The 23,371-nt window shown below is 65.0% G+C and carries 19 protein-coding genes; 9 read left to right on the top strand and 10 right to left on the bottom strand.

What is annotated here, in order from left to right; all coding sequences use genetic code 11:
- Positions 1-50: 50 nt before the first annotated feature.
- A complete protein-coding gene (locus ASF98_RS13420) occupies positions 51-1,454 on the bottom strand; it encodes an MFS transporter (protein ID WP_156372405.1) in 1,404 nt (467 codons plus the stop codon).
- A gap of 720 nt (positions 1,455-2,174) precedes the next feature.
- On the opposite strand from ASF98_RS13420, the gene ASF98_RS13410 reads away from it, so the two are divergent.
- The 3 genes from ASF98_RS13410 to ASF98_RS13400 are packed head-to-tail and all read left to right on the top strand — an operon-like array spanning position 2,175 to position 6,312.
- Complete coding sequence (locus ASF98_RS13410; protein WP_055802595.1) at positions 2,175-3,317, top strand: S-(hydroxymethyl)mycothiol dehydrogenase; 1,143 nt, start codon at positions 2,175-2,177, stop codon at positions 3,315-3,317.
- The gene (locus tag ASF98_RS13405; RefSeq protein ID WP_055802593.1) at positions 3,314-3,934 is read left to right on the top strand and encodes an MBL fold metallo-hydrolase; all 621 of its coding nucleotides are present in this window, start codon (positions 3,314-3,316) and stop codon (positions 3,932-3,934) included. The genes ASF98_RS13410 and ASF98_RS13405 overlap by 4 nt, the downstream gene beginning before the upstream one ends.
- Positions 3,931-6,312: an FdhF/YdeP family oxidoreductase gene (locus tag ASF98_RS13400; RefSeq protein ID WP_055802591.1), complete on the top strand. Its 2,382-nt coding sequence runs from the start codon at positions 3,931-3,933 to the stop codon at positions 6,310-6,312. The genes ASF98_RS13405 and ASF98_RS13400 overlap by 4 nt, the downstream gene beginning before the upstream one ends.
- A gap of 5 nt (positions 6,313-6,317) precedes the next feature.
- Here the strand turns inward: ASF98_RS13400 and ASF98_RS13395 are convergent, their stop codons facing one another.
- Entirely contained in the window at positions 6,318-7,709 is a 1,392-nt protein-coding gene (locus tag ASF98_RS13395) for an alpha-amylase family protein (RefSeq protein ID WP_055802589.1), read from the bottom strand.
- Between the two features lie 66 nt (positions 7,710-7,775).
- Here ASF98_RS13395 and ASF98_RS24175 point away from each other — a divergent pair, with 66 nt between their 5' ends.
- The gene (locus ASF98_RS24175) at positions 7,776-8,174 is read left to right on the top strand and encodes a hypothetical protein (protein ID WP_156372404.1); all 399 of its coding nucleotides are present in this window, start codon (positions 7,776-7,778) and stop codon (positions 8,172-8,174) included.
- A gap of 177 nt (positions 8,175-8,351) precedes the next feature.
- Here the strand turns inward: ASF98_RS24175 and ASF98_RS13385 are convergent, their stop codons facing one another.
- The 5 genes from ASF98_RS13385 to ASF98_RS13365 all read right to left on the bottom strand — a co-directional run bounded on the left by ASF98_RS13385 (position 8,352) and on the right by ASF98_RS13365 (position 16,729).
- Complete coding sequence (locus ASF98_RS13385) at positions 8,352-10,859, bottom strand: GcvT family protein (RefSeq protein WP_055802588.1); 2,508 nt, start codon at positions 10,857-10,859, stop codon at positions 8,352-8,354.
- A gap of 38 nt (positions 10,860-10,897) precedes the next feature.
- Positions 10,898-11,827, bottom strand: coding sequence for a formyltetrahydrofolate deformylase (gene purU, locus ASF98_RS13380; protein WP_082506839.1), 930 nt, complete (start codon positions 11,825-11,827; stop codon positions 10,898-10,900).
- Between the two features lie 9 nt (positions 11,828-11,836).
- The gene (locus ASF98_RS13375; protein ID WP_055802585.1) at positions 11,837-13,753 is read right to left on the bottom strand and encodes a BCCT family transporter; all 1,917 of its coding nucleotides are present in this window, start codon (positions 13,751-13,753) and stop codon (positions 11,837-11,839) included.
- Positions 13,754-14,012: 259 nt separating this feature from the next.
- On the bottom strand, positions 14,013-15,428 hold the full coding sequence (locus ASF98_RS13370; RefSeq protein WP_055802583.1) for a ferredoxin reductase: 1,416 nt from the start codon (positions 15,426-15,428) through the stop codon (positions 14,013-14,015).
- Positions 15,425-16,729, bottom strand: a complete 1,305-nt coding sequence (locus tag ASF98_RS13365) for an aromatic ring-hydroxylating oxygenase subunit alpha (protein ID WP_055802581.1) — start codon at positions 16,727-16,729, stop codon at positions 15,425-15,427. The genes ASF98_RS13370 and ASF98_RS13365 overlap by 4 nt, the downstream gene beginning before the upstream one ends.
- A gap of 158 nt (positions 16,730-16,887) precedes the next feature.
- Between ASF98_RS13365 and ASF98_RS13360 the strand changes: the two genes are divergently transcribed.
- On the top strand, positions 16,888-17,820 hold the full coding sequence (locus tag ASF98_RS13360) for a LysR family transcriptional regulator (RefSeq protein WP_055802580.1): 933 nt from the start codon (positions 16,888-16,890) through the stop codon (positions 17,818-17,820).
- Positions 17,821-17,855: 35 nt separating this feature from the next.
- Here ASF98_RS13360 and ASF98_RS13355 read toward each other — a convergent pair whose 3' ends face one another.
- From ASF98_RS13355 to ASF98_RS13345, 3 genes are all read right to left on the bottom strand, one after another.
- Positions 17,856-18,665: an IclR family transcriptional regulator gene (locus ASF98_RS13355; RefSeq protein WP_055802578.1), complete on the bottom strand. Its 810-nt coding sequence runs from the start codon at positions 18,663-18,665 to the stop codon at positions 17,856-17,858.
- Between the two features lie 138 nt (positions 18,666-18,803).
- Positions 18,804-19,376: a GNAT family N-acetyltransferase gene (locus ASF98_RS13350; protein ID WP_055802576.1), complete on the bottom strand. Its 573-nt coding sequence runs from the start codon at positions 19,374-19,376 to the stop codon at positions 18,804-18,806.
- 48 nt (positions 19,377-19,424) lie between these two features.
- Complete coding sequence (locus tag ASF98_RS13345) at positions 19,425-20,711, bottom strand: helix-turn-helix transcriptional regulator (protein ID WP_055802574.1); 1,287 nt, start codon at positions 20,709-20,711, stop codon at positions 19,425-19,427.
- Between the two features lie 136 nt (positions 20,712-20,847).
- Here ASF98_RS13345 and hxlB point away from each other — a divergent pair, with 136 nt between their 5' ends.
- The 4 genes from hxlB to ASF98_RS13330 all read left to right on the top strand — a co-directional run bounded on the left by hxlB (position 20,848) and on the right by ASF98_RS13330 (position 23,208).
- Positions 20,848-21,477 (top strand): 6-phospho-3-hexuloisomerase, encoded by a 630-nt coding sequence (gene hxlB / locus ASF98_RS13340; RefSeq protein WP_055802572.1) that lies wholly within the window; start codon positions 20,848-20,850, stop codon positions 21,475-21,477.
- A 50-nt stretch (positions 21,478-21,527) separates the two neighbouring features.
- Positions 21,528-22,151 (top strand): 3-hexulose-6-phosphate synthase, encoded by a 624-nt coding sequence (gene hxlA, locus ASF98_RS13335; RefSeq protein ID WP_055802570.1) that lies wholly within the window; start codon positions 21,528-21,530, stop codon positions 22,149-22,151.
- Positions 22,152-22,308: 157 nt separating this feature from the next.
- Positions 22,309-22,455 carry a hypothetical protein gene (locus tag ASF98_RS24170; protein WP_156372403.1) on the top strand — a complete coding sequence of 49 codons (147 nt, stop codon included), beginning with the start codon at positions 22,309-22,311 and terminating at the stop codon, positions 22,453-22,455.
- A 177-nt stretch (positions 22,456-22,632) separates the two neighbouring features.
- Positions 22,633-23,208, top strand: coding sequence for a hypothetical protein (locus ASF98_RS13330; RefSeq protein WP_055802568.1), 576 nt, complete (start codon positions 22,633-22,635; stop codon positions 23,206-23,208).
- Positions 23,209-23,371: the final 163 nt, after the last annotated feature.

Below are 23,371 nucleotides of genomic sequence, written 5' to 3'. Positions count from 1 at the left end.
TGTGGTGGTGCCTTTCTGTGGTGCAGTTACTTTGAGGTGGGAGGAAGTCTTTATTCGTGGCGCAGCGGTTCTTTGCAGGTTTCCCTGGAGAGCGCGACGGCGATCAGGGAGATGACTGCCGCTGCGACGAGGTACCAGGCCGGCGCGAGATCGCTGGCGGTGGCGGCGATCAGGAGCGTTGCCATAAACGGGGCTGTGCCGCCGAAGAGCGCGTTGGAGAGGTTGAAGCTGACCGCGAAGCCGCTGTAGCGGACACGGGTGGGGAACATTTCTGCCAGGAAGCTGGGGAGCGTCCCGTCGTTGAGCGTGAGCATGGCGCCCAGCAGTATCTGGACCAGGACAATCACCAGGAAGTTCCCGGTTCCCAGAAGCGCGAACGCGGGCACCGTCAGCAGGATGAAGCTCACGGACGCGGCAATGAGTACCTTCTTGCGTCCGTAACGGTCCGACAGCATTCCCGTCAGGAAGATGAAACCGATGTACGTCACGAGTGCGACGGTGGTGGCCAGGAATGATTCGGTCTCGCCGAGGCCCAGCTCCGAGGACAGGTAGGTGGGCATGTAGCTGAGGATCACGTAGAAGCCGACGGCGTTCAGCAGCACCGCTCCGACGGCCTGCAGCAGCTGACGCCAGTGGTTTCGGAACAGGCTTGAAACGGGTGCCTTCACAGCATCGTCCTCCGCAGCCATCTCGCGGAATACTGGGGTGTCTTCCAGCTTGGTCCGGATGTAGCGTCCGATCAGACCCATCGGGGCGGCCAGCAGGAACGGCAAGCGCCAACCCCAGCTTTGCATCGCATCGGAACTGAGCAGTACGGTCAGCAGGCCCGCCAGCAGGGAACCAAGCAGCAAGCCTGCTGCGGTGCTCGCGGGAACCACCGCGGCGTAGAGGCCGCGCTTGTTGGCAGGGGCGTACTCGACGAGGAAGGCCGACGCTCCGGCGTACTCGCCTGAGGCTGAGAAGCCCTGGACCACCCGGATGATCAGAAGCAGGATCGGAGCCCAGATGCCGATTGTGTTGTAGCCGGGAATGAGGGCTATGCAGAACGTCGCACCGGACATGATCAGGATGGACAGGGAGAGGGCCGTGCGCCGGCCCACCCTGTCACCGATATGGCCCCAGACGAACCCGCCGAGCGGGCGCACCAGGAATGAAATCGCGAACAGGGCGAAGGTCAGCAGAAGCCCGGTCTGGGGATCTGATTCAGGGAAAAAGACAGTGGCGATCGTGACGGCCAGGTAGCCGTAAACGGCGTAGTCGAACCATTCAACGAAGTTGCCGATGAAGCTGGCCGCGATGACTCTGCGGCGCGTGTCCTTGCTGACACCGTCGTCAGCAGGTTGGAAATTCTGGCCGCTCAACGTACTGCGGCCGGCGCGGCGGCCGTCATGCACGCCATCCTGCTCCGCGCCACGTTCCCCCGCAAGAGCGGGAGGGGAAGTTTCGTTACTCATGTATCCACCAAGGTGTTTGGGGTTGCATTCAGCGCAACGCTGTTGCATCAGATTAGGCGTGACATGCACCACAGTCAATACCTTTGTGTTCCAGATTCCTGAACTCTGCACATGGAATGGCCACCAGGCGGCGATGTGAAGGCTGTGTCGGTGAAAATATGTTGCGCTGAAAGCGACGCGGTTGCAGAAAATTAGATACGGTTCGAAGGTTCGGCGCATTGGTGCCAGGTAGCACTGCGGCGATCTGTTGACACCCCGTGTGGCGGCTGTCATATTTTCCAGTACGCGCTATGTGCATCGTGTTGTGTAATACGCAATTCAGCGGAGCTGACTCCGTGGTGTGCAGGCCGGCTTCCCGATCCAAGGGGCGGCGTTCCACGCCGGTTCCCACGACGAACAAGGAGACTTTGCAGAATGACGGAGAGCTCCTGCGTCTTGTTCCGGATGCCCGGGACGTTAGACCCCGCAGTCCACGGGGGCGGCGTAATCTTCGTCGGTCCAGTCGCGATCGGCGGGGCACTGCTCTACCGTCTGAAGATCAGGCACCGGACGGGCATCCTTGCAGGGCATGGGGCAGCGCCGTCCGCACGCAGGAAGCAGCGCACACCGTAGTGCGGGCCGAACTGCACGAAAATTTGGAACCGCAACGAGTCAGCTAGATTGGCAACGGGTGCCGTTGCCAACGAGTCCTCCCGGGCTCAGGAAAGGAACACACGAATCATGGTTCACAAAGTAAAAGCCGTCATTGCCAAGGAGAAGAATGCTCCGGTCTCGGTGGAGACCATCCTGGTGCCGGATCCCGGCCCGGGCGAGGCGCTGGTGGACATCCTCACCTGCGGCGTTTGCCACACGGACCTGCACTACAAGCAGGGCGGAATCACCGACGATTTCCCCATCCTGCTGGGCCACGAGGCCACCGGTGTGGTCAGCGCCGTCGGACCGGACGTCACCGAAGTGGCCCCCGGCGACCGCGTGATCCTGAACTGGCGTGCCGTGTGCGGCGAATGCCGCGCCTGTGCCAAAGGCCAGCCGCAGTACTGCTTCAACACGCACAACGCAACGCAGAAGATGACGCTTGAGGACGGCACGGAGCTCTCGCCCGCGCTCGGCATCGGCGCCTTCGCGGAGAAGACGCTCGTCGCCGCCGGGCAGTGCACCAAGGTTGACGACGACGCCGATCCCGCCGCCGTCGGACTCCTCGGCTGCGGTGTGATGGCAGGTATTGGCGCCGCCATCAACACCGGCGAGGTCAAGCGCGGCGAATCCGTCGCCGTCATCGGCTGCGGCGGCGTGGGCATCGCCGCGATCGCGGGCGCAAAGCTGGCCGGTGCCACCACCATCATCGCGGTGGACATCGACGCCAACAAGGTGGAAATGGCCAAGTCCCTGGGCGCCACGCACGGCGTGGACTCCAGTAAGGAAGATCCCATCGAAGCCATCCGGGCGCTCACGGGCGGCAACGGCGCCGACGTCGTGATTGAAGCGGTGGGCCGCCCCGAAACGTACAAGCAGGCCTTCTACGCGCGCGACCTCGCCGGCCGCGTGGTGCTGGTGGGTGTTCCGACGCCGGACATGAAGCTTGAGCTCCCCCTGCTGGACGTCTTTGGCCGCGGCGGTTCCCTGAAGTCCTCGTGGTACGGCGACTGCCTGCCCTCCCGCGATTTCCCCATGCTGGTTCAGCATTACAAGCTGGGAAACCTGGACCTGGACGCTTTCGTCACCGAACGCATCACCATCGACCAGGTGGAGGAGGCCTTCGCCAAGATGCACGAGGGCAAGGTGCTGCGGTCCGTCGTGGAAATCCACCCGGGCACTGAAACCGTCACCGCCGCTCAGACCGCCCCGGAAGCGGCGTCCGTATGAGCGTCACCATCGAGAACCTGGTCACCTCGGGCACGTTTTCGCTCGACGGCGGCACCTGGGACGTGGACAACAACGTCTGGATCGTGGGGAACGAGGACGAATGCGTGATCATCGACTCCCCGCACGACGCCGAAGCGATCATCAACCAGGTCCGCGGCCGTAAGGTCCTGGCCATCCTGCTGACGCACGCGCACAACGACCACATCGGTGCGGCGCGTGCCGTGGCAGAGGCCGTGGACGCACCGGTCTACCTCCACCCGGACGACCTGGTGCTGTGGGAGCAGGTCTATCCCGACGTCAAGCCGGACCGCTACCTCGCGGACGGCGACGTCTTCCAGGTGGGCGGGGCCACCCTGCGTGCCCTGCACACCCCGGGCCACTCGCCGGGCTCCACGTGCTTCCACCTCGAGGACGAAGGAACGGTGTTCACCGGGGACACGCTGTTCAACGGCGGCCCGGGTGCCACGGGCCGGTCCTACAGCGACTACCCCACCATCCTCGACTCCATCAGGCAGCGGCTGCTGACGCTGCCTGCCGGCACGGTGGTCCGCACCGGCCACGGGGACAGCACCACCATTGCCGCGGAGCGCGAGACGCTGGCTAAGGTAAGCCAGTGAAACCCCTCAAGTTCGGGCGGCAGCCCGCACCGGTCGAGGACATCAACGAGGACAACCTCGAAGTCCACGCACCAAAAAAGGAAGCTGCCGGCGTCAAGGCCGTGATGGTGGCGCTGGAGCGCGCCGTGGCGCAGGCCGGGGTGTCGCGTACGGCCCATTCGCTGTTGCGCTTGAACCAGCGCGGCGGCTTCGACTGCCCCGGCTGCGCCTGGCCGGAATCGGACAAGAAACGCAAGACGGCTGAATTCTGCGAGAACGGTGCCAAAGCGGTGGCCGAGGAGAACACCCTCAGGACAGTGGGCGCCGAGTTCTGGGCCAGGCATTCCATCGCCGAGCTGTCGGGCAAGACGGAGTACTGGCTGGGCAACCAGGGCCGGCTCAGCGAGCCGGTAGTGATCCGCGAAGGCGAAACCCACTATTCACCGATCTCCTGGGTGGAGGCCTTCGAACTGATCGGCGAGCACATCCGGGCCAGCACCCCGGACCGCTGCGTCTTCTACACCTCCGGACGCACCGCGAATGAGACGGCATTCATGTACCAGCTGTTCGCGCGGGCACTGGGCACCAACAACCTGCCGGACTGCTCGAACATGTGCCACGAGTCCTCAGGTTCGGCGCTGAACCCGACCATCGGCATCGGCAAGGGCACCGTGTCGCTGGACGACATCCACGACTCGGAGCTCATCTTCGTGGTCGGCCAGAACCCGGGCACCAACCATCCCCGGATGCTCTCGGCGCTGAAGGAATGCAAGGACAACGGCGGCAAGGTGGTGGCGGTGAACCCGCTGCCGGAGGCCGGCCTGTTCAACTTCAAGGACCCCCAGACCATCGCCGGGGTCGTCGGCGGCGGCACCCCCCTGGCCGACGAGTACCTCCAGATCAAGGTGGGCGGGGACCTTGCGCTGTTCCAGGCACTGGGCCACCTGCTCCTGCAGGAGGAAGAGCGGAACCCCGGCACCGTCGTCGACCGTTCCTTCATCGACGCGCAGACGGACGGCTTCGACGCGTACCGCGACGCCCGCCGGGAGCTGGACTGGGCGGAGACGGAGAAAGCGACAGGCCTGGCCCGGACGCAGATCGAGGACGTCGCCGGGATGCTGATCCGGTCCAAGGCCACGATCTTCTGCTGGGCCCTCGGCGTCACGCAGCAGCCCCATTCGGTGGACACCATCAAGGAAATGGTCAACGTCCTGCTCCTGCAGGGTAACTTCGGCAAGCCCGGCGCCGGAGCCTGCCCGGTCCGCGGACACTCCAACGTCCAGGGCGACCGGACCATGGGCATCTGGGAGAAACCCAAGGAGTGGCTGCTCGCAGCACTGGACAGCGAGTTCGGCATCCAGTCCCCGCGGCACCACGGGTACGACGCCGTCGAGTCGATGGAAGCCTTTGAACGCGACGAGGTGGACGTTTTCGTCTCCATGGGCGGCAACTTCTCCCTGGCCTGCTCGGACACGGAGACACTGGAAGCGGGCATGCAGCGGATCGGCCTGACCGTCCACATCTCCACCAAACCGAACAGGTCCCACGTGGTGCACGGCCGCACCTCCCTGATCCTGCCCACACTGGGTCGGACCGACAAGGACGACAAGCACCCGGGAGGTGCGCAGTTCCTGTCCGTGGAGGACTCCATGTCCGTGGTGCACTCGACGCAGGGCAGGCTCCACCCGGTGTCCGAACACATGCTCGCCGAACCGGTGATCGTGGCACGGATGGCCGAGGCCACCTTCGGCGAAGGCCATTCCGTGGACTGGAAGGCCATGGCTGAGGACTACGACGTCATTCGGGACCACATCTCGCGGGTGCTGCCCGGATTCGAAGACTTCAACGCCAGGGTCCGGACCAAAAACGGCTTCGTGCTGCCCAACCCGCCGCGTGACACCCGGTCCTTCAAGACGGACATCGGCCGCGGACGCTTCACGGTCAGCCCGCTGGAATACCTGACCCCGCCCGAGGGCCACCTGGTTCTCCAGACCATCCGCAGCCACGACCAGTACAACACCACGTTCTACGGCCTGGATGACCGGTACCGGGGAATTACGGATGGCCGGCGCGTGATTCTGGTGCACCCGGAGGACTTGGCGGAACTCGGTTTCAAGGACCGTGACCTCGTGGACGTGGTCAGCACCTTCCGTGGCCACGACCGGCAGGCGGACAAGTTCCGCCTGGTGGCGTACCCGACGGCGAAGGGCTGCGCCGCGGCGTACTTCCCCGAGGCCAACGCCCTGGTCCACAAGGAGAACGTGGCCAGGGAATCCAACACCCCCGGCTTCAAGGCCATGTTCGTCCGCTTCGTGCCGCACCTGGCGGAAGGCGGAGCGCAGCTGACTGAAGGCATGCCGGAAACCGCGGCGTTGGCTGGTCAGGCGTCGGCCAGCTAGGGCTGCTAGCTGCTTCCCAGCACCGCCCACCCGTAACCGGGCAGGCCCACGGCGTCGCGTTCCTGATGCTGGCGGGCCTGTCCGGCCAGCAGGGTGCCTGATCCTGGCGGCACCGGTAGGTCTGCCGGCGTGCCGGAAAGGTTCAGCGCGACTGTTAGCGCACCGCCGTCGCCTGCACCGCCGTCGCCTGCACCGCCGTCGTCCCTGACTTGGTAGACGAGGTGCTCGTTGCTGAGCGTCAGCACAGTGGTGCGGGCGCGGTGCAGCCAGGCGTGCCGCCGTCGGAGGCTGATCAGTTCCTGGTGCAGGTGGTAAACGGGCCAGCCGGCCGCTGCCAGGTCCGCGGGGCCGGCGGGGAATGCCGGACGAACTGCGTCATCGCCGCCGGCGCGGTCTTCCTTGACGCCGCGGAAGGCCTGCTCGTCGCCGTAGTAGATGCTGGGCGTCCCGCCCACGGTCAGCAGGACGGTAAGTGCAAGGGCCAGCTGATCCGGGTTCTCCAGCTTGCTGGCCAGCCGGGTGACGTCGTGGTTGCCCACGAACGTGAGCGGCACAAAGCTGTCCAGGAACCCGTTGTGGCGCTCCAGGGCGGACGCGAGTTCGTAGAAGTTGGCATCGTTGAGGGAACTCCAGACGGCCTTCCACAACTCGTATTGGGTGACCGAATCCAGGGTGCTCCGCTCCACCTCATCGGCGAAGTCGCCGTGGATGTACTCGCCTACGATGTAGGCCTCCGGATAGTCGCGGCGCACCTCCGCCAGCACCGGTGCCCAGAACGACGCCGGCACGGCGTACGCTGCGTCAAGCCGCCACCCGTCCGCCCCGCGGCCCAGCCAGTGCTTCATCACGTCAGTGACCAGGGCGGCGACCCCGGGTTCGTCGTGGTTGAGGGCCACCAAGTGGTGGTGGCCCTCGAAATCGTCGTAGCCGGGCTCGGTCCCCGGCGTCCACCCGGAGTCCGGCCACTGCAGGCGGAACCATGAGGCGGCGGGAGCGTCGGGGCCTTCCGCGAGCACGCGTTGGAACGGCCCGAAGCTGCGGCCCACGTGGTTGAAGACGCCGTCGAGCAGGACCTTCAGTCCGCGGGCGTGGCACTGGGTAATGAGTTCGTCGAAGTCCGCGTCGTCACCCAGCCGGGGATCGATGCGGAAGTAGTCGGTGGTGTCGTAGCCGTGGGTTTCCGAGGCGAAGACCGGTCCCAACGCAAGGCCGGAAGCTCCCAGTTCCACGACGTAGTCGAGCCATGGAACCAGCTGGCCCAGCCGGTGGACCACGGGCTGGTCCGCTGCTCCGCCCGCAGCGTTGGCGCCTACCTGGGCAGTAGGCTCTGCGCCGACAAATCCGATGGGATAGACCTGCCACCAAATAGCGTGTTGGACCCAGTCCGGCTCCGTCATGGCGATCCACCTTTCGTCGGTACCCCAACATACTCCGTCGCCCTCGTTCGGTGTCACGGCGGGGTCTTGAGCAAATCCTTGCACAGCCTTGAGCCGACGCTGAGCTACCTTCGCCACACTCGAAGGAAGCACTTCAAGTACGAATGGGTCGGCGCACTGGGGATGGTGAAGGTCCGCATGGAAAGAATTCAAAACGGGGAGAAACTGCTGGGCGAAGCCCTGGCCCGCGCCGCCGTCGGGCTGGTGCAGCAGGCGCCCGGCTACAAGAAACGGGCCGTCCACTACCTGAAGCACGCCTGGAAGGTCTATGCCCTATCCAGGGCCCTGGCCAAGGCGCTCGAAGACTCCCGGGAGGCCTCCAGCTGGCCCGGCGACCGGCTCCAGGTGGGCACGCACATGTCCAGGAGGGTGGAACTGATCACCCGCCGCCTGAAGCGTGAAACCGACGTCTACGCAGCCGGCTAGGACTTCGGCCCGCCAGCCCCGGCCGCCCAGCCCCAGCCGCCCGCCGTCGCGACCCGCCCGCCCGCCGTCGTGACCCTGTTTAACCCAGAACGACGGCGACACTCCGGACCTGCCGGTGTGTCGCCGTCGTTCTGGCGTAGTAGGGGGTCAGGACGGCCGTCCTGACCCGTCGTCGAACTACCCGCGGAGCCGTTCCATGCCGGGATCGAACAGCGGTTCGGCCGTGACGGTTGCCGCGATGCGCCTGCCGAAGTATTCAACCTCCACGGGGTCGCCCTCGGAAACCGAAGCCGGCAGCCAGGCGTAGGCGAGGGGCTTGCGGATCGAGTAGCCGTAGGCGGCGCTGGTGACGTACCCGGCGGCCTCGCCGTTGACGTACACGGGTTCCTTGCCCAGGACCAGTGAGGTGCCGTCGTCCACGGTCAGGCACCGAAGCACCTTGTCTGGCTGCTGTTCCTTCAGTGCCGCCAGGGCCTCCGCCCCCACGAAACCCGTCTTGTCCTTGGCCACGGAGAAGCCGAGGCCTGACTGGTAGGGGTGGTGCTCCGAGGTCATGTCCGTGCCCCACAGCCGGTAACCCTTCTCGAGCCGCATGCTGTTGAACGCGCCGCGCCCGGCCGCAATGATGCCGTGCTCCTGCCCCGCCTCGAACAGCAGGTCCCACAGCTTCAGCCCGTACTCGGCGGTGGTGTAGAGCTCCCAGCCGAGCTCCCCGACGTAGGAGAGCCGCATCGCCGTGACGGGGATGCCACGGACCGAGATTTCCTTGGTGCGGAAGTACTTCAGGCCGTCGTTGGAGAGGTCGTCAGTGCTGAGCTTGCCGATCACTTCCCGTGCCAGCGGGCCCCACAGTCCGATGCAGCAGGTGCTGCCGGTGATGTCCGAGACGTGCACCCACTGGGCGGGATCCGCGGCGGACTGCTTGCGGGCTTCCACGCGGAGGTAGTCGAAGTCCACGTTGCTGTTCACACCGAGCTGGAACTGTTCCTCAGCGAGCCGGGCCACTGTCACGTCGCTGCGGATGCCGCCGTCGTGCTCCAGCAGCAGGCAGTAGGTGACGGCGCCGGGCTTCTTGGCGATGTTGCCCGTGCTGAGCCGGTGCAGCAGCGCCTGGGCGCCCGGTCCGTTGACGGCCAGCCGCTTCAGCGGCGTCATGTCGTACAGCGCGACGGCGGTGCGCGTCTTCCACGCTTCGGCCGCCGAAATGGGGGAGGAGAACATGGCTGCCCATTCGTCCCGTTCGGGCGCCTGCCATTCAGCCGGCAGTTCGGCCAGCAGCCCGCGGTTGGCTTCGAACCAGTGCGGGCGCTCCCAGCCGGCGGACTCCAGGAAGAATGCGCCCAGCTCCTTCTGCCGGACGTTGAACGGGCTGACGCGCAGGTCCCGCGGTGATTCCTTGGGCTGCAGCGGGTGCAGGACGTCGTAGATTTCCACGAAGTTCTGCTGGGAGGTTTCGCTGACGTACTCGTCGCTGGTCTGGACTTTCTCAAAGCGGGTGAGCTCGCAGCCGTGCAGGTCGGTGCGGGACCGGCCCTCGATCAGCAGCTCTGCCATGGCCCTGGCCACGCCGGCGGAGTGGGTGACCCAGACGGCCTCGGCCACGAAGAAGCCCTCGAGGTCGGGCGCCTCGCCCATGAGCGGGCCGCCGTCGGGGGTGAAGGAGAAGATGCCGTTGAAGCCGTCCTGGATCTCGGAGTTGCGCAGCGCCGGCAGCAGGTCCTGGCTGTCCTCCCAGGCGGGCAGGAAGTCTTCCAGGGTGAAATCCAGGCGGGAGGGCATGCGGTGGTCCGACATTTCCTCCGCGGAGACCTTCGGCAGGGCGGACATGTCCACCGGCATGGGACGGTGGGCGTAGCTGCCGATGCCGATGCGGTCTCCCCATTCGCGGTAGTACAGGTCTTTGTCCTGGTAGCGCAGGATGGGCTTGCTGGCACCCTTGGGGAGCTCGTTGACGCCCTCGAGTTCGGGCAGCGGGGTGCTGATGGCGTACTGGTGGGCCAGCGGCAGCAGCGGCACCTCCAGGCCCACCATCTTGCCGAGTTCACGGCCCCAGAAACCTGCGCATGACACCACGATGTCGGCCGGGATCAGTCCGTTGTCGGTTTCGACGCCGGTCACCCTGCCGCCCTCCTGGGCGATGCCGGTCACGGTGGTGGAGCCGAGGAAGGTCACGCCACGCTCGCTGGAGCGCTCGATCAGCAACTGCACCGCGCGGGCGGCCAGGGCCAGGCCGTCGGTGGGGATGAGCAGGCCGCCCAGGACTTCGCGGCCGCCAGTGAGCTTGCCGGTGTTCAGGAGGGGGTAGAACTTTTCGCATTCGTCGGCGTCGACGATCCGGCTTTCGACGCCCCAGGAGGTCATCACGCCCATCTTGCGCTTGAGGTCGGCGAGGCGCTCGGGGGTGGTTGCCAGCTCCAGGCCGCCAACCTGGTTGAAGCAGGACTCGCCGTCCTTGCTCAGGGCCAGCAGCTTATTCACCGTGTAGGTGGCGAATTCGGTCATGGTCCGTGACGGGTTGTTCTGGAACACCAGGCCCGGCGCGTGCGAGGTGGAGCCGCCGGCAAGTTCCAGCGGACCCTGTTCCACCACCGTGATGTTGGTCCAGCCGCGGGTGGCGAGTTCGTCGGCAAGGTTGGTTCCGACAATGCCGGCGCCGATAATGACAACGCGTGGTGATGCGCTCATGGTGTTGTTTCTCCTGTTTGGCTTTGCGGGCGTTGGCGTTAGCGGAAGACGACGGTGCGGGTGTTGTTGAGCAGGACCCGGTGCTGGCTGTGCCACCTAACTGCGCGGGACAGTGCCTGCGATTCGGCATCCCTGCCCACAGTGACCAGTGCGTTCGCGTCCAGGCTGTGGTCCACCCGGAACACTTCCTGCTCGATGATCGGTCCCTCGTCCAGGTCTGCGGTGACGTAGTGCGCGGTGGCTCCGATGAGCTTCACGCCGCGGTCATAGGCCTGGTGGTAGGGCTTGGCCCCCTTGAACCCGGGCAGGAAGGAATGGTGGATGTTGATGGCGCGGCCGTGGAGGCTGGCGCACAGGTCGTTGGACAGGACCTGCATGTAGCGTGCCAGCACCACCAGGTCCGCGTTGTACTCGGCCACCAGTTCCAGCAGGCGCGCTTCCGCTTCGGGCTTGGTAGCGGCCGTCACCGGGACGTGGATGAACGGCAGGCCGGCGGCTTCCGCCATGGGGCGAAGGTCCTCGTGGTTGGACACCACGACGGCGATCTCCGCACCCAGGCTGCCGGCGCGCCAGCGGAAGATGAGGTCGTTGAGGCAGTGGCCGAACTTGGAAACCATCACCAGCAGGCGCTGGGGGCGGCCATCGTGGATGGCGAATTCCATGTCGAACTCATCGGCGACGGCGGCGAACTCCGCGCTGAGGCCTTCCGCGGAAACTTCCTTGTCTCCCGGAGTGAAGGCCGTGCGCAGGTAGAGCTTGCCGCTGATGTGGTCATCGAACTGCTGGTGTTCAACAATGTCGAAGCCGCGATCAGCGAGGAATGCTGTGATGGCCCGGACGATTCCGGGGCGCTCCGGGCACGCAAGGGTAAGGACATACTGTACGGTGTCGGTGCCGCGGACGCCTGCAACGTCGCCGGCCTCCACCGTCGCGTTACCGGTGGGGCGGCCTTCGAGGACTGTGGTCATGGTCTACTCCTAATTCTTTGCGGGGGCTTGGGTGTCAGCGGGGGAAGCTGCGCAGCGGCCGTCGTCCGGACAGCGCTGATCACATTGATGCTTGGTAACGAGATCGAACTGGACGCCGCCGTGCTGGTCCACGCCGCTGCGAATGGCGCGCTCCACTACGGAGTCCGCCAGTCGGCGCCGGAGGGACAGCGGATCCCGGCGCAGGTCCTTGACCAGGGCGAAGCACAGCAGCAGCATCACCAGCACGAACGGCAGGGCCGCCACGATGGTGATCCGCTGCAGGCCGGAGAGCGCCTCGGACGGTTCATCGCCGCCGGCCAGCATCATCACGGCGGCAACCGCGCCGGTGAGGAGGCCCCAGAAGATGACCAGTCCGCGCTTCGGGTCGGAGGATCCGTTGGAGCTCAGGGATGCCATGATGATCGATGCGGAATCGGCTCCGGTGATGAAGAAGATGGCCACCAGGACCATGGCGAGGACGATGACCGCCGCGGTCAGCCAGGCCGGCATGGACATGTTCTTCACCAGGTCGAACAGGGCTCCGTCAAAGTCGATGGACGGTGACCCGCTGGCCATGGACACGAGGCCGGCCGTGCCTGCCTTGTCCGCGTCCTCCTGGATCTTGAAGGCCGTTCCGCCGAAGATGCCAAACCAGATGACGCTGACGATGCTGGGTACCAGCAGGACGCCGGTGACGAACTGCCGGATGGTGCGGCCGCGGCTTATCCGGGCGATGAACATGCCCACGAAAGGCGTCCAGGACACCCACCAGGCCCAGTAGAAGATAGTCCAGCCGGACATCCAGGTGCGCAGGGCCTCGTCACCGACGGCCTCGGTGCGGGAGGACATTTCGGCCAGGTCCCTGGCGTAGTCGCCCACCGCTGCCGGGATGAGGTTGAGGATGAACAGCGTTGGCCCCGCGATGAAGACGATGAGCGCCAGGACAACGGCCAGGACCATGTTGATGTTGGACAGCCACTGGATGCCGCGGCTGATGCCGGACACCGCCGAGGCCACGAAACACGCAGTCAGGATGGCAACGATGGCCACCAGGACGGGGGTGCCGATCTCGCCGATCCAGCCGTTCGAGGTCAGGCCGCTGCCGATTTGGAGGGCGCCGAGACCCAGGGAAGCCGCCGTGCCGAAGAGCGTGGCGAAGATCGCCAGGATGTTGATGAACTTGCCTACCGGCCCTTCCACCGTCCTGATGCCGAACAGCGACGTGAACGCCGCGGAGATCAGCTGCCGGCGGCCCAGGCGGTAGGTGCCGTAGGCCATGGCAATGCCGACGACGGCGTACATTGCCCAGGGGTGCAGGGTCCAGTGGAAGATGGAGGTTGCCATGGCGGTCTGGATGGCTGCCGGCGTTCGTCCGTCCACCGTTCCGGGCGGCGGGGAGATGTAGTGGTAGAGCGGCTCGGCCACGCCGTAGAACATCAGGCCGATGCCCATGCCGGCCGCGAACATCATGGCGATCCATGACACGGTCCGGAACTCGGGCTTCTCGCCGTCCTTGCCGAGGGGAATGTTGCCCCACTTGCCCAGGGCCAGCCAGAGCACAAAAACAACGAACAGCGAGGCCAGGACCATAAAGAGCCAGCCGGTGTACTCCATTACCCAGCCGAGGGCGGCTGTTGACGTGGCGGCCAGGCTGTCCCGGCCCAGGAAGCCCCACGCCACGAAGGCCAGGGCCAGGACCCCGGTGATGCCGAAGGTGGCCTTGTCGAGGGTGAGTTTGCGGTTCCGCCGCTCTGCCACAGCCTGCTCGGCTTTGGTCTGGCGGAGTTCCTGCATGATCTGTTCGGTGTTCTCGGCATCGTGTGAATCGTGGGAGGAAGGAGAGTTCTCGGGTGCAGGAACGAGCTTGGGCTCCTCCAGCTCAAGGGGGGGGTGGGCATCCGTGCGGATGTCGCTGTTCAAAGCCATGTCAAGTCCTTTGGTTTGGATTCTCGGTTTGACGCTGTACTCCGGCGTCCCCCAGCCGGGCGGAAGATCGGGGCTTCCTGGCATTCAGTAATCAAGGTCAGCTTTGCTTCCATCGCAGCGGCTGTTCCGCAAAGATCAACACGTCTCACGATAAGCAACAGAGTGGCCGGGATTACATTGCCATGTCAAGGCTTTTCTGAATTCTTAAGCCCTATTTCAGGGTTCCGGCTGCGCCTTGACAGTGGGCCGGAACAGGGAGTCAGGCATCGATCACCAGGTCCGTCTGCGCGATGGAGCAGCAGGGCAGGAACTTGCCTGCAGAGATTTCCCGCGCCCGGATCCCGCCCTGGTGGTTCATCTCGATCTCCCCTGAAAGCTTGACGACCTTGCAGGAGCCGCACATGCCTTCCTTGCAGTTCGCGCCGATCCTGACGCCGGCACGCTGTGCCACCTCGAGGATGCGCTCGGCGGGGTCGATCCGCACATTGATGCCGGTACGCATGAAGGACATGGTGAGGCTGCCTGTTCCCACCGTGTCGAAGCTCGAGGCATCAGGGGAACCGGCTTCCGGCTCCCCGACCGGGCTGTCGGCGGAGGGGTCGGAGCCGGGCGTGTCCGGGTCGACGATTTCCAGCGGCAGGCCCGAGGCCTGCAGAGTCCCGTCAGCGTCGTAGCCAGGCTCGTAGAGCCCGAACGCGGCGGGCTGGCCTTCAAAGTACTCCTCGGCGGATTCGGCGATCTCCTCGGCGATCTCCTCCGCGACGTCGGCTGCAAGGGCCACCTCCGCCTGGTATTCAAGGAGCGTCTGGCGGTCTCCGGAGAAGAACTCCATATAGATGGAAGTGTCGTCCACGCCGACCTTCTTGAGGAGCTCGGCGGCGGTGTTCAGGTAACCCTCAGGACCGCATGCGTACACCTGACGGCCGTTGGCGTCCGGAGCCACCTCCTCGAGCATGGCCGCCGTCAGTCTTCCGCTGAGTCCTTCCCACCCCTCCGGTACGCTGCGGTCGCCCAAGGAGTAGTAGACCTTGATTCGTGAGTCCACGGAGGCGATATAGGCCAGTTCCCGGTGGAAGGCAAAGCCCCCAGCATCCGAGCCGTGGTAGAGCACCACAACATCGGCGTGTCCGGGCAGGGAGTGGATGGTCCGCATCATGGACATGATGGGAGTGATGCCTGCGCCGGCGGCAAGCAAAAGATACCTTGCCCGGCGGTCAGCATCGGGCAGGTGGAATGCTCCCACCGGTCCCAGCATCTCAAGGACGGTGCCGGGTTTGACGTTCTCGTGCACCCACGGCGAGACCAGTCCCGTGGAGTCGCACTTGACGGTAATGCTGAAGGTCCACGGCTCGGTGGGCGAACTGGACAGCGAGTAGCTGCGGTCTACCGGTTCCTGGTCCTCGCCATTCACGGGAAATGCGACGTTCACGTACTGGCCGGCACGGAACGCCAGGGGCGCACCGTCGCAGCGGCGGAACACGAAGGTCATCATGGCACCGGCCTCGGGAATAGTCTCGACGCATTCGGCCATGAACTCCTGCGGATGCCATGGGCCCAAAGCACGGGCTGCCCGGGCGGGTGTCTCAGTGCTTCCCATCACCCTGTTCCAGGGCATCTCAAGACCGCGAATACGCTGTGGTTCCTGGATTGCCGTTTCAGTGAGGAGTTCAATCACGCCAAGTGCTCCTGCACGCGCTGCACGTACCAGTTGATGAATGCCTCGACCTGGTATTCGCTCTTCATGTAGGGACCGGGCTCGTAGGCGGGACTGCCGGCACCCTGCTGGCACAGCTCCACGAACGCCTTGTCCTGCAGGTTCGTCTGCTTCCAGGTGTAGGTGAGCTTCTCGAGGTCGTAGTCGACACCTTCCACGGCGTCGTCAGCCACAAGCCAAGTGGTGCGTACCAGGCTCTGGTGTTCGTTGATGGGGAAGACGCCGAATGTGATGACATGGTCGCCGAGGAAATGGAACCAGCTGTTGGGCTGCAGGTGCATCGAGCAGCGGCCAAGGCGGAAGTCGCGCAAGTCACCGAGGAGCTTCTTTGAAAGCCTCCGACCGTCGGCAGAGAACGATTCGCCCTCTCCATCGAGTGATTCCCGGGAGATGCGGATTCCGGCGATGCGCGTGTCAAGCTGCTCGACCACCTCGTAGGGAAGGCCGTAGCGGCGGCACCGCTCCTCGAGGGAGGACTGGGCCTCCTTGTTCCGGTTCCACACTTCCTCAAGATGGGGCGGGATCAGGCCCTCCGTCAGACCCCAGGTGGGGAAGAGGGAGCAGGCGAGCTCCGGGTGGCCGTCGCAGTGGTAGCACTCACGGTTGTTCTCCATGACGAGCTTCCAGTTGCCCTCTTCGATGATGTTCTGCTGGTAGGCGATTTTTGTCTTCGAGAGATCGTGGGGCGCCAGGTAGGGTTCAAAAATCTTTGCGGTTTCGTCGAAGTCCGTCGGCGGCTCATCCGCAATGCAGACGAAGATAAGTCCGGCGACCTCGCGGCCCTGGGCGCGCTTGAGGCCGAAGCAGCTCTTGTCGAACTTCGTTTCACCCGGCGCGGAGGCATGGATCAAGTTGCCCTCCGGGGAGTAGGTCCAGGAGTGGTAGCCGCAGACCAGGTTTCCAGTTGAGCCGGCCGCTTCGGTGAGAACGCGGGCGCCGCGGTGGCGGCATACGTTGTGCAGGACGTTCACGGCTCCGTCGTCGTTGCGCAGCACTATCAGGGAGTAGGGCCCGTAGTCGACGGTTACGTAGTCGCCCGGCTCCGGCAGTTCGGCGGTGCTTGCGGCAAAGATCCAGTGCTGGCCAAAAATTGCCTCCATGTCGATCTTGAAGATCGAAGGATCGGTGTAGAAGGGGGCATCGAGGGAGTATCCGGTGCGCCGGAACTCAAACAACGCGGTAATTTCTGCCAGCTGCTCGGCAGGCAATGATGCAGCGAGTTTTCCGCGTGAATTGAGGGGCACGTTTACTGAAGCAGTCATGGGTTTCCTCCCGGGAGGCATGGGTAGTGGGTGTTGCGTGTTGATCACGGGTGCACGGGTGCTAACGGCGTGGTCGAAGAACTTGTAATCTGAGATTAGAGTCACGTCATCTGCAATAAAAGCGCAAGATTTTGAATATAACCATGCAGAATGGATGCATGATCGACCCGAGGCTTATCACACTCCGCGTGTTCGCCCGGTGCGGCACCATAGGCGCGACCGCGGAGCTAACGGGCTATTCTCCCTCTGCCGTCTCCGCGCAATTGCGGGAGCTCCAGCGCGTGCTTGGAATGCAGCTGCTGACGAAAGACGGCCGGGGCCTGCGGCTTACCGCCACGGGACGCTTTCTGGTGGCGGGCTCGGATCCCCTCATTGCCCAATGGGAGAACCTGCGCGCCGCAGCCATGGAGGCTGGCGACCAGGTGCAGTCCCACTTTGGCCTCGGCGGATTCTCATCTGCAGCCGCCCAGTTGCTCGCGCCGCTGGCCGCCACCCTGCGCTCAACACGCCCCCTGCTGGAGGTGCAGGTTCTTGAAGCTGAACCGGCCCGCTGCTTCGACTTGTTGATTGCGGAACGAATCGACCTTGCAGTCATCGTCGCCATGCAGTCCGACAGTTATGGTGAGGACGATCCGCGCTTCGAGCAGAGAGTTCTGCTCGACGATCCACTGGACGTGATCATTCCCGGTGACCATCCGCTGGCATCACGCCAAACAGCGACGCTTGAAGAGCTGGCATCGGAACCCTGGATTACGGAGGCCGCCGGTTCCACGTACCATTCCCTCTTCACCGCGGCATTCACGGCAGTCGGGGTGACGCCGCGGATTGCCCATGAAGCCGTTGAATGGGAAACCCACATCGCGTTCGTGGGAGCGGGGCTGGGCGTCGGCCTGCTGCCCCGGCTGGCGCCTTTGCATGGTGCCGAAAACGTGGTTCGGTTACGCATCACCGGTCAGACGAAACCCACGCGCCGCATCGTCGCAGCGGTGCGCAGGGGCAGCATCGCCTCACCCCTGATCCAGGAGTCGCTCGGCATCCTGCAGTTCAACGCCAACCGGATTCTCACCGACCGGCTCAACGAGGACCTCTGAACGCTGCCGGCGTGGGGCGTCCTGGACCTGATGCCTTAGCGGCGGGTATAGCCCATTCTTGCGCTGATCTGCAGCCCTGCCTGCTTCAGCTCCGCGAGGAGCCCGGGTGCCGTTTCCGGATCAAAACGGAATGCCGGCCCGGAGATGCTCACGGCCCCGATCACAACACCCACATGGTTGTACACCGGCACGGACATCGAGTTGAGGCCGATTTCGAACTCTTCGCGGACCACGCCGTAGCCGTCGCGGGCGACGTCAAGGAGCTGGGTTTCCAGCTCCTTCCGGTTGGTGATGGTCCGGGGCGTGCGGGCCGGCAGGCCGGTCTCCTTCAGGATGCGGTCGCGTTCGTCCGCAGACAGCGCTGCGAGCAGCACTTTCCCGCTCGACGTCGCGTGGAGCGGGGTCAGGCTGCCCACCCAGTCGTACGTGGCGAGCGTGGAGGGGCCCATCGCCTGGTCCACGTTGACGGCGTAGTTTGAGCGCAGGACGGCCAGGTTCACCGTCTCCTTGAATTCCTCGGCCAGGCTTTCCAGCACCGGCCGGGCCTCCCGGACCAGGCTGAGCCGCCCGGGAATGGAACTGGCCAGCCTGAGGATGCCGAAGCCCAGCTGGTACTTGCCCCGTTCGCTGTTCTGGTGGACCATCTCCCTGGCCACCAGTGAACCCATCAGCCGGGAGACGGTGGACTTGTGGATGCCCATCTCCTCGGCGATTTCGCTCACGCCGGCATGGCCGTCCCGGGCCAGGATCTCCAAAACCGCAAGGGCCCGGTCCACCGACTGGACGCCGCCGTGCTGGCCCGACTCCGCGTCGACGTCGGATTCGGGGTCGTTCTTCGAAGCCATGATCCATACTCTCAAGTAGTTTCTGCGGCTTGCTTACCCGCCACAAGGCCGCCTAAAGCGACCTCTCGGTTAGTTGCACACTTTCGATCCTATGCCGTGGGGTGTGCGGGAGCAGGCATTGCGTTAAGCGCGTGGACATCAGTCCAGGTCCAGCCGCATCAGCACGCGGGGAAAGCCGTTGACCACGGACTCGGTGTCTGCGGCCTTGGTGAAGCCGGCCCCTTCGAAGAGCTTGCGCGTACCGACGTAGGCCATGGTGAGGTCAACCTTCCTGCCCTGGTTATCGACGGGATAGCCTTCGATGGCCTGCGCGCCGTGGCTGCGGGCGAAGTCGATGGCACCCTGCAGCAGGTGATGCGAGATTCCCTTGCCGCGGTGCCCGGGCCGCACCCGGATGCACCACACCGACCACACATCAAGGTCGTCAACATGGGGGATCTTGCGATTGCGGGCGAAGCTGGTGTCGGCGCGCGGATGGACAGCGGCCCAGCCCACTACCTCGTCGCCGTCGTACGCGAGCACCCCGGGAGGCGGTTCCTGCCGGACCAGTTCCCTCACGAATTCTCCGCGTTCCGGGCCGCGCAACTCCAGGTTCTGTTTGGAGGGGATGCGGTAGCTCAGGCACCAGCACACGGTCGCGTCGGGCCGTTTGGGCCCCACCATCGTCCTTACGTCCTCGAACCGGGTCGCCGGACGAACCTCGATTGCCATTGTGCGGAGTCCTATCTGCCGATTTCGATCCTGTTGTGCGGTCCTGGCCTAACGCAGGCCGTTGCTGTGCGCCATCGCGATCGCCTCCGTGCGGGAGGACGCGCCCACCTTCCGGTAGATGTTGCGGAGATGGAACTTCACGGTGTTCTCGCTGATGTGCAGCTTCGCGGCGATGGCCCGGTTCCGCTGGCCGGCTGCCAGCAGTTGGAGCACCTCGAGTTCGCGCTCCCCGAGCTTCCAGTCGGTGACGTCGGGCAGGGTGCGGGCCGGGGGATCAAGGGGGAGTGAGATGGCGACGTCGGCGCCCCAGCCGGGCATCACATCCACCGACATGCTCCCGTTCAGGGCTTCGACGCGCTGGGCGAGGCGGGCCAGGTTCGGTGCGTCCGTGGACAGTTCGCCGGGACCGTCGTCGCGGACATTGACCAGGAGGTTCTCGCCGTCGCAGTCCCACTGCGTCCGGATCCGTCGGACTCCCTGCTGGTCCACCATGGCAAGCACCAGCCCGCGGACGATCGCCCGGGCCGCATGGGCAACCTCGCCAGGTAAGGCGCGGCCGTTGACGGGAGGCTCGATGAACTGGACGTCGATGCCGCTGAAGTTCATCAGCGGTTTCAGGTCCTCACGGAGTCGCTGGAACGCGGTGGCGACGGGTTCTTCCACGAGGTCGGTGGTGCGGTCGTTCAGTGTGCGGAGTCCCACGAGCGCCTTGGCGGCGACGTCGGTGGCGGACCTCCGCGCTGCGTCGGCGCTCAGCGCGGGCGACCGCAGCGCCGCGAGGAGCGTCTCGAGGGTGGTGGAGTGGTGGTCCACCAGCTCCGCAGTCACCCTGACCCGTTCGGCGGAAGCGGCTCGGGATTCGATCAAGTACGACGGCGGTGCGTCGGCCACCTTTTCCCGGATCCGCTCGGACGCCATCGCCCAGAAGTAGCGGAGCATGCGCCCTGCCGCTTCGCGTGCGGCGGGGTCCGCCGTGTCTGCAGGATGCTGTGGATCGGCGAGGACCAGCAGGGCACTGCTCGGTGAAGACAAGGCAAGGACCGGGCGCACCGCGCCGCCGAGCACGGCTTCCCCCTGCCACGCATCGCCCGTGCCTGACTCGCCTGCAAGCGACGTCCGGATGTGGTCGAGTTCGGCGATGGACACACGGCTGATGATCGACTCGTCGCCGGCTTTCTTCTGCGGCCGGCCCGTGCAGTCCTCGGTGAAGATAACCAGGGCGCTGCAGCCCAGGTACGGCAGGGTGGCCTCCCGCAGCCGCTGGGCGATGCCGGCCAGCGGAGCAGTGGACAGGGCGGCAACAGCCTCGAGCAGGGCGATATCGGGGGCATCCACCCGCCCAGTTTACGGACTCTTTCAGAGCATGCCTATCCCTTTGGGTAGGCAGGACTGTCCGATCATGGCGTTGGACCCGCCCGACAGGCGGGCGAGGATGAAGGGGTAGCAACTTTCGTGAAGGAGGAACCAACTGATGAGCGTCATCGCAGCAACCGACCCGGCCCTGGCCAACGCGAGTCTGGCCGACACGTCCTTGGCCGATACGTCCCGGGCCTTTGGCCGCAATCGGGATCTTGTCCAACGCGAAATCAGCGAGGTGTTCAACCGCGTGGACCCGGCCCAGGTGGCGGCGCTCGTCACGGAGCTCCGGCTGGCTGACAGGATCTTCGTCACCGGCGCCGGCCGCAGCGGGCTGGTCCTGAAAATGGCCGCCATGAGGCTCATGCACCTGGGGCGGGCAGTTCATGTGGTGGGTGAGACCACGGCCCCCGCCATCAGCGCGGGAGACGTGCTGCTCGCCGCCTCCGGCTCAGGCACTACGTCCAGTGTCGTGAAAGCCGCACAGACCGCAGCTGCCCAGGGTGCGCGGGTGGCCGTCTACACCACCAACCCGGGTTCTCCGCTCGCGGAGGCGGCCTCTGCCGTCGTCGTAATTCCGGCCGCCCAAAAGACGGACCACGGTTCTGCTGTGTCCCGGCAGTATTCGGGCAGCCTCTTCGAACAGGTGCTGTTCACCACCACGGAAGCGGTGTTCCAAATCCTCTGGGATGAAGAAGCCATCGCACCGGAAGATCTGTGGCTTCGCCACGCAAACCTCGAATAGCCGCACCGAACCAAGTCAACCAAACCCCTCAACAAGCAAGGAATAAACACATGAAACTGCAAGTCGCCATGGACGTCCTGACCGTCGAAGCCGCCCTCGAACTCGCCGGCAAGGTTGCCGAATACGTCGACATCATCGAGCTGGGCACCCCGCTGGTGAAGAACGCCGGCTTGTCAGCGGTGACCGCCATCAAGACCGCCCACCCGGACAAGACCGTGTTCGCGGACCTGAAGACCATGGACGCCGGCGAGCTGGAGGCCGAGATCGCCTTCAGCGCCGGTGCGGACCTGGTGTCCGTCCTCGGCGGCGCCGACGATTCCACCATCGCCGGCGCCGTCAAGGCAGCGAAGGCCCACAACAAGGGCATTGTTGTTGACCTGATCGGCGTTGCGGACAAAGTAACCCGCGCCAAGGAGGCCCGCGCCCTGGGAGCCAAGTTCATCGAGTTCCACGCAGGCCTCGACGAGCAGGCCAAGCCGGGCTACAACCTCGACGTCCTCCTGAGCGCCGGGGAGGAAGCACGCGTGCCGTTCTCCGTGGCCGGAGGCGTGAACCTCTCCACCATCAACGCCGTGCAGCGCGCGGGTGCCGATGTCGCCGTCGTCGGCGGTTCCATCTACAGCGCGGACGATCCCGCGCTCGCCGCCAAGCAGCTGCGCGCGGCGATTATCTAACGAGTATTCCGCGCGCTTTTCGGTGTATTACAAGGGCCGGATTCAAGTAGTTCGGGCCGTTCCGTCCGGGCCGCGGCCGTGCCACACTTGGTGGACTATCGATTGACTGGGGGGATCCACGTCAGGAGATTGATATGCGATCATCGATGCCCGCCAAGTGTTCACGCCGCAGGTTGGCGGTGAACAAGCCATGATGATCGGCTGGGCCTACCTCATGGCCGCAATCATGACCGTTGACTCGCTCCTGCTGGGGCTGCTGCTGATGAACGTCCGGTGGCCAAAGAGCTGGAAAAGAAACGGCTGACCCCCACGTTCTGGCAGCCATGACAGATGATTGACCTACAGGCCTGCATTCACAGCATGCCGACAGGATCCGAACAGCGGTGCCTTATGTTGGCCCTGCATCTTTGAGTGAAGGACGGTGCAAACCGGCCGTTCTTCCCCAAAGAGCCGTTCACACGGCGGATCGAGGAGACATCAGATGTCACGCACGAAGAGAATAACCCTTGGCCTTACGGCCGGGGCATTGGCGCTCGGCGCCGGCCTGGGAGTCACAGGAATGGCGTCGGCTGCCGAAACCCCAACGCCGAGCGCCACGGCGTCGGCGGAGAGCACGGCGTCCACCGACGGCTCCGCGGCCACTGACAGCGGGAAGCGGGGCGGCCACAAGGGAGGGGACCGCGGCCAGCTGGCAGCTGACCTTGCCACGAAGCTTGGCGTCGAGGAAGCCAAGGTGACCGAAGCGATCCAGTCCTTCCGGGACGCCAACAAGCCCACCGCGGCGGCGGACGGCACGGCGCCTGCCGAAGGCACCAAGCCGGACCGCTCCGCCATGGACGCGGCGATGGCCAAGTCCTTGGCGGAGTCGCTCGGCGTCGAGGAATCCAAGGTCACCGCAGCCCTGGAGGAAATCCGCGCGGCCGGCCAGGCCGAACGCGCAGCCGCCCTCAAAACCAGGCTGGACACCGCCGTCACCGACGGCAAGCTGACCCAGGCCGAGGCGGACGCCGTCACGAAGGCCGTGGAAGCCGGGGTGATCGGCGGAGGCGGCCGGTAGGGCTCCCAGCGCCCACTGGACGCTCTCTCACTTTCTGCTGTTTTATACGAGACGCTCTCTCACTTGAACTGCTTCCCGGAAGTTGGACTGAGAAATTCAGTTCCGACTTCCGGGGAGCAGTTTTTATGCGTGCATATAGTTCTTTGTCTGAGGTCCAGCGTGT

This window comes from Arthrobacter sp. Leaf337, from assembly GCF_001423745.1.
Lineage (GTDB): Bacteria > Actinomycetota > Actinomycetes > Actinomycetales > Micrococcaceae > Arthrobacter.
The sequence above is the reverse complement of the archived record's forward strand: the minus strand, read 5'-3'. Positions and strand labels throughout refer to the sequence as shown.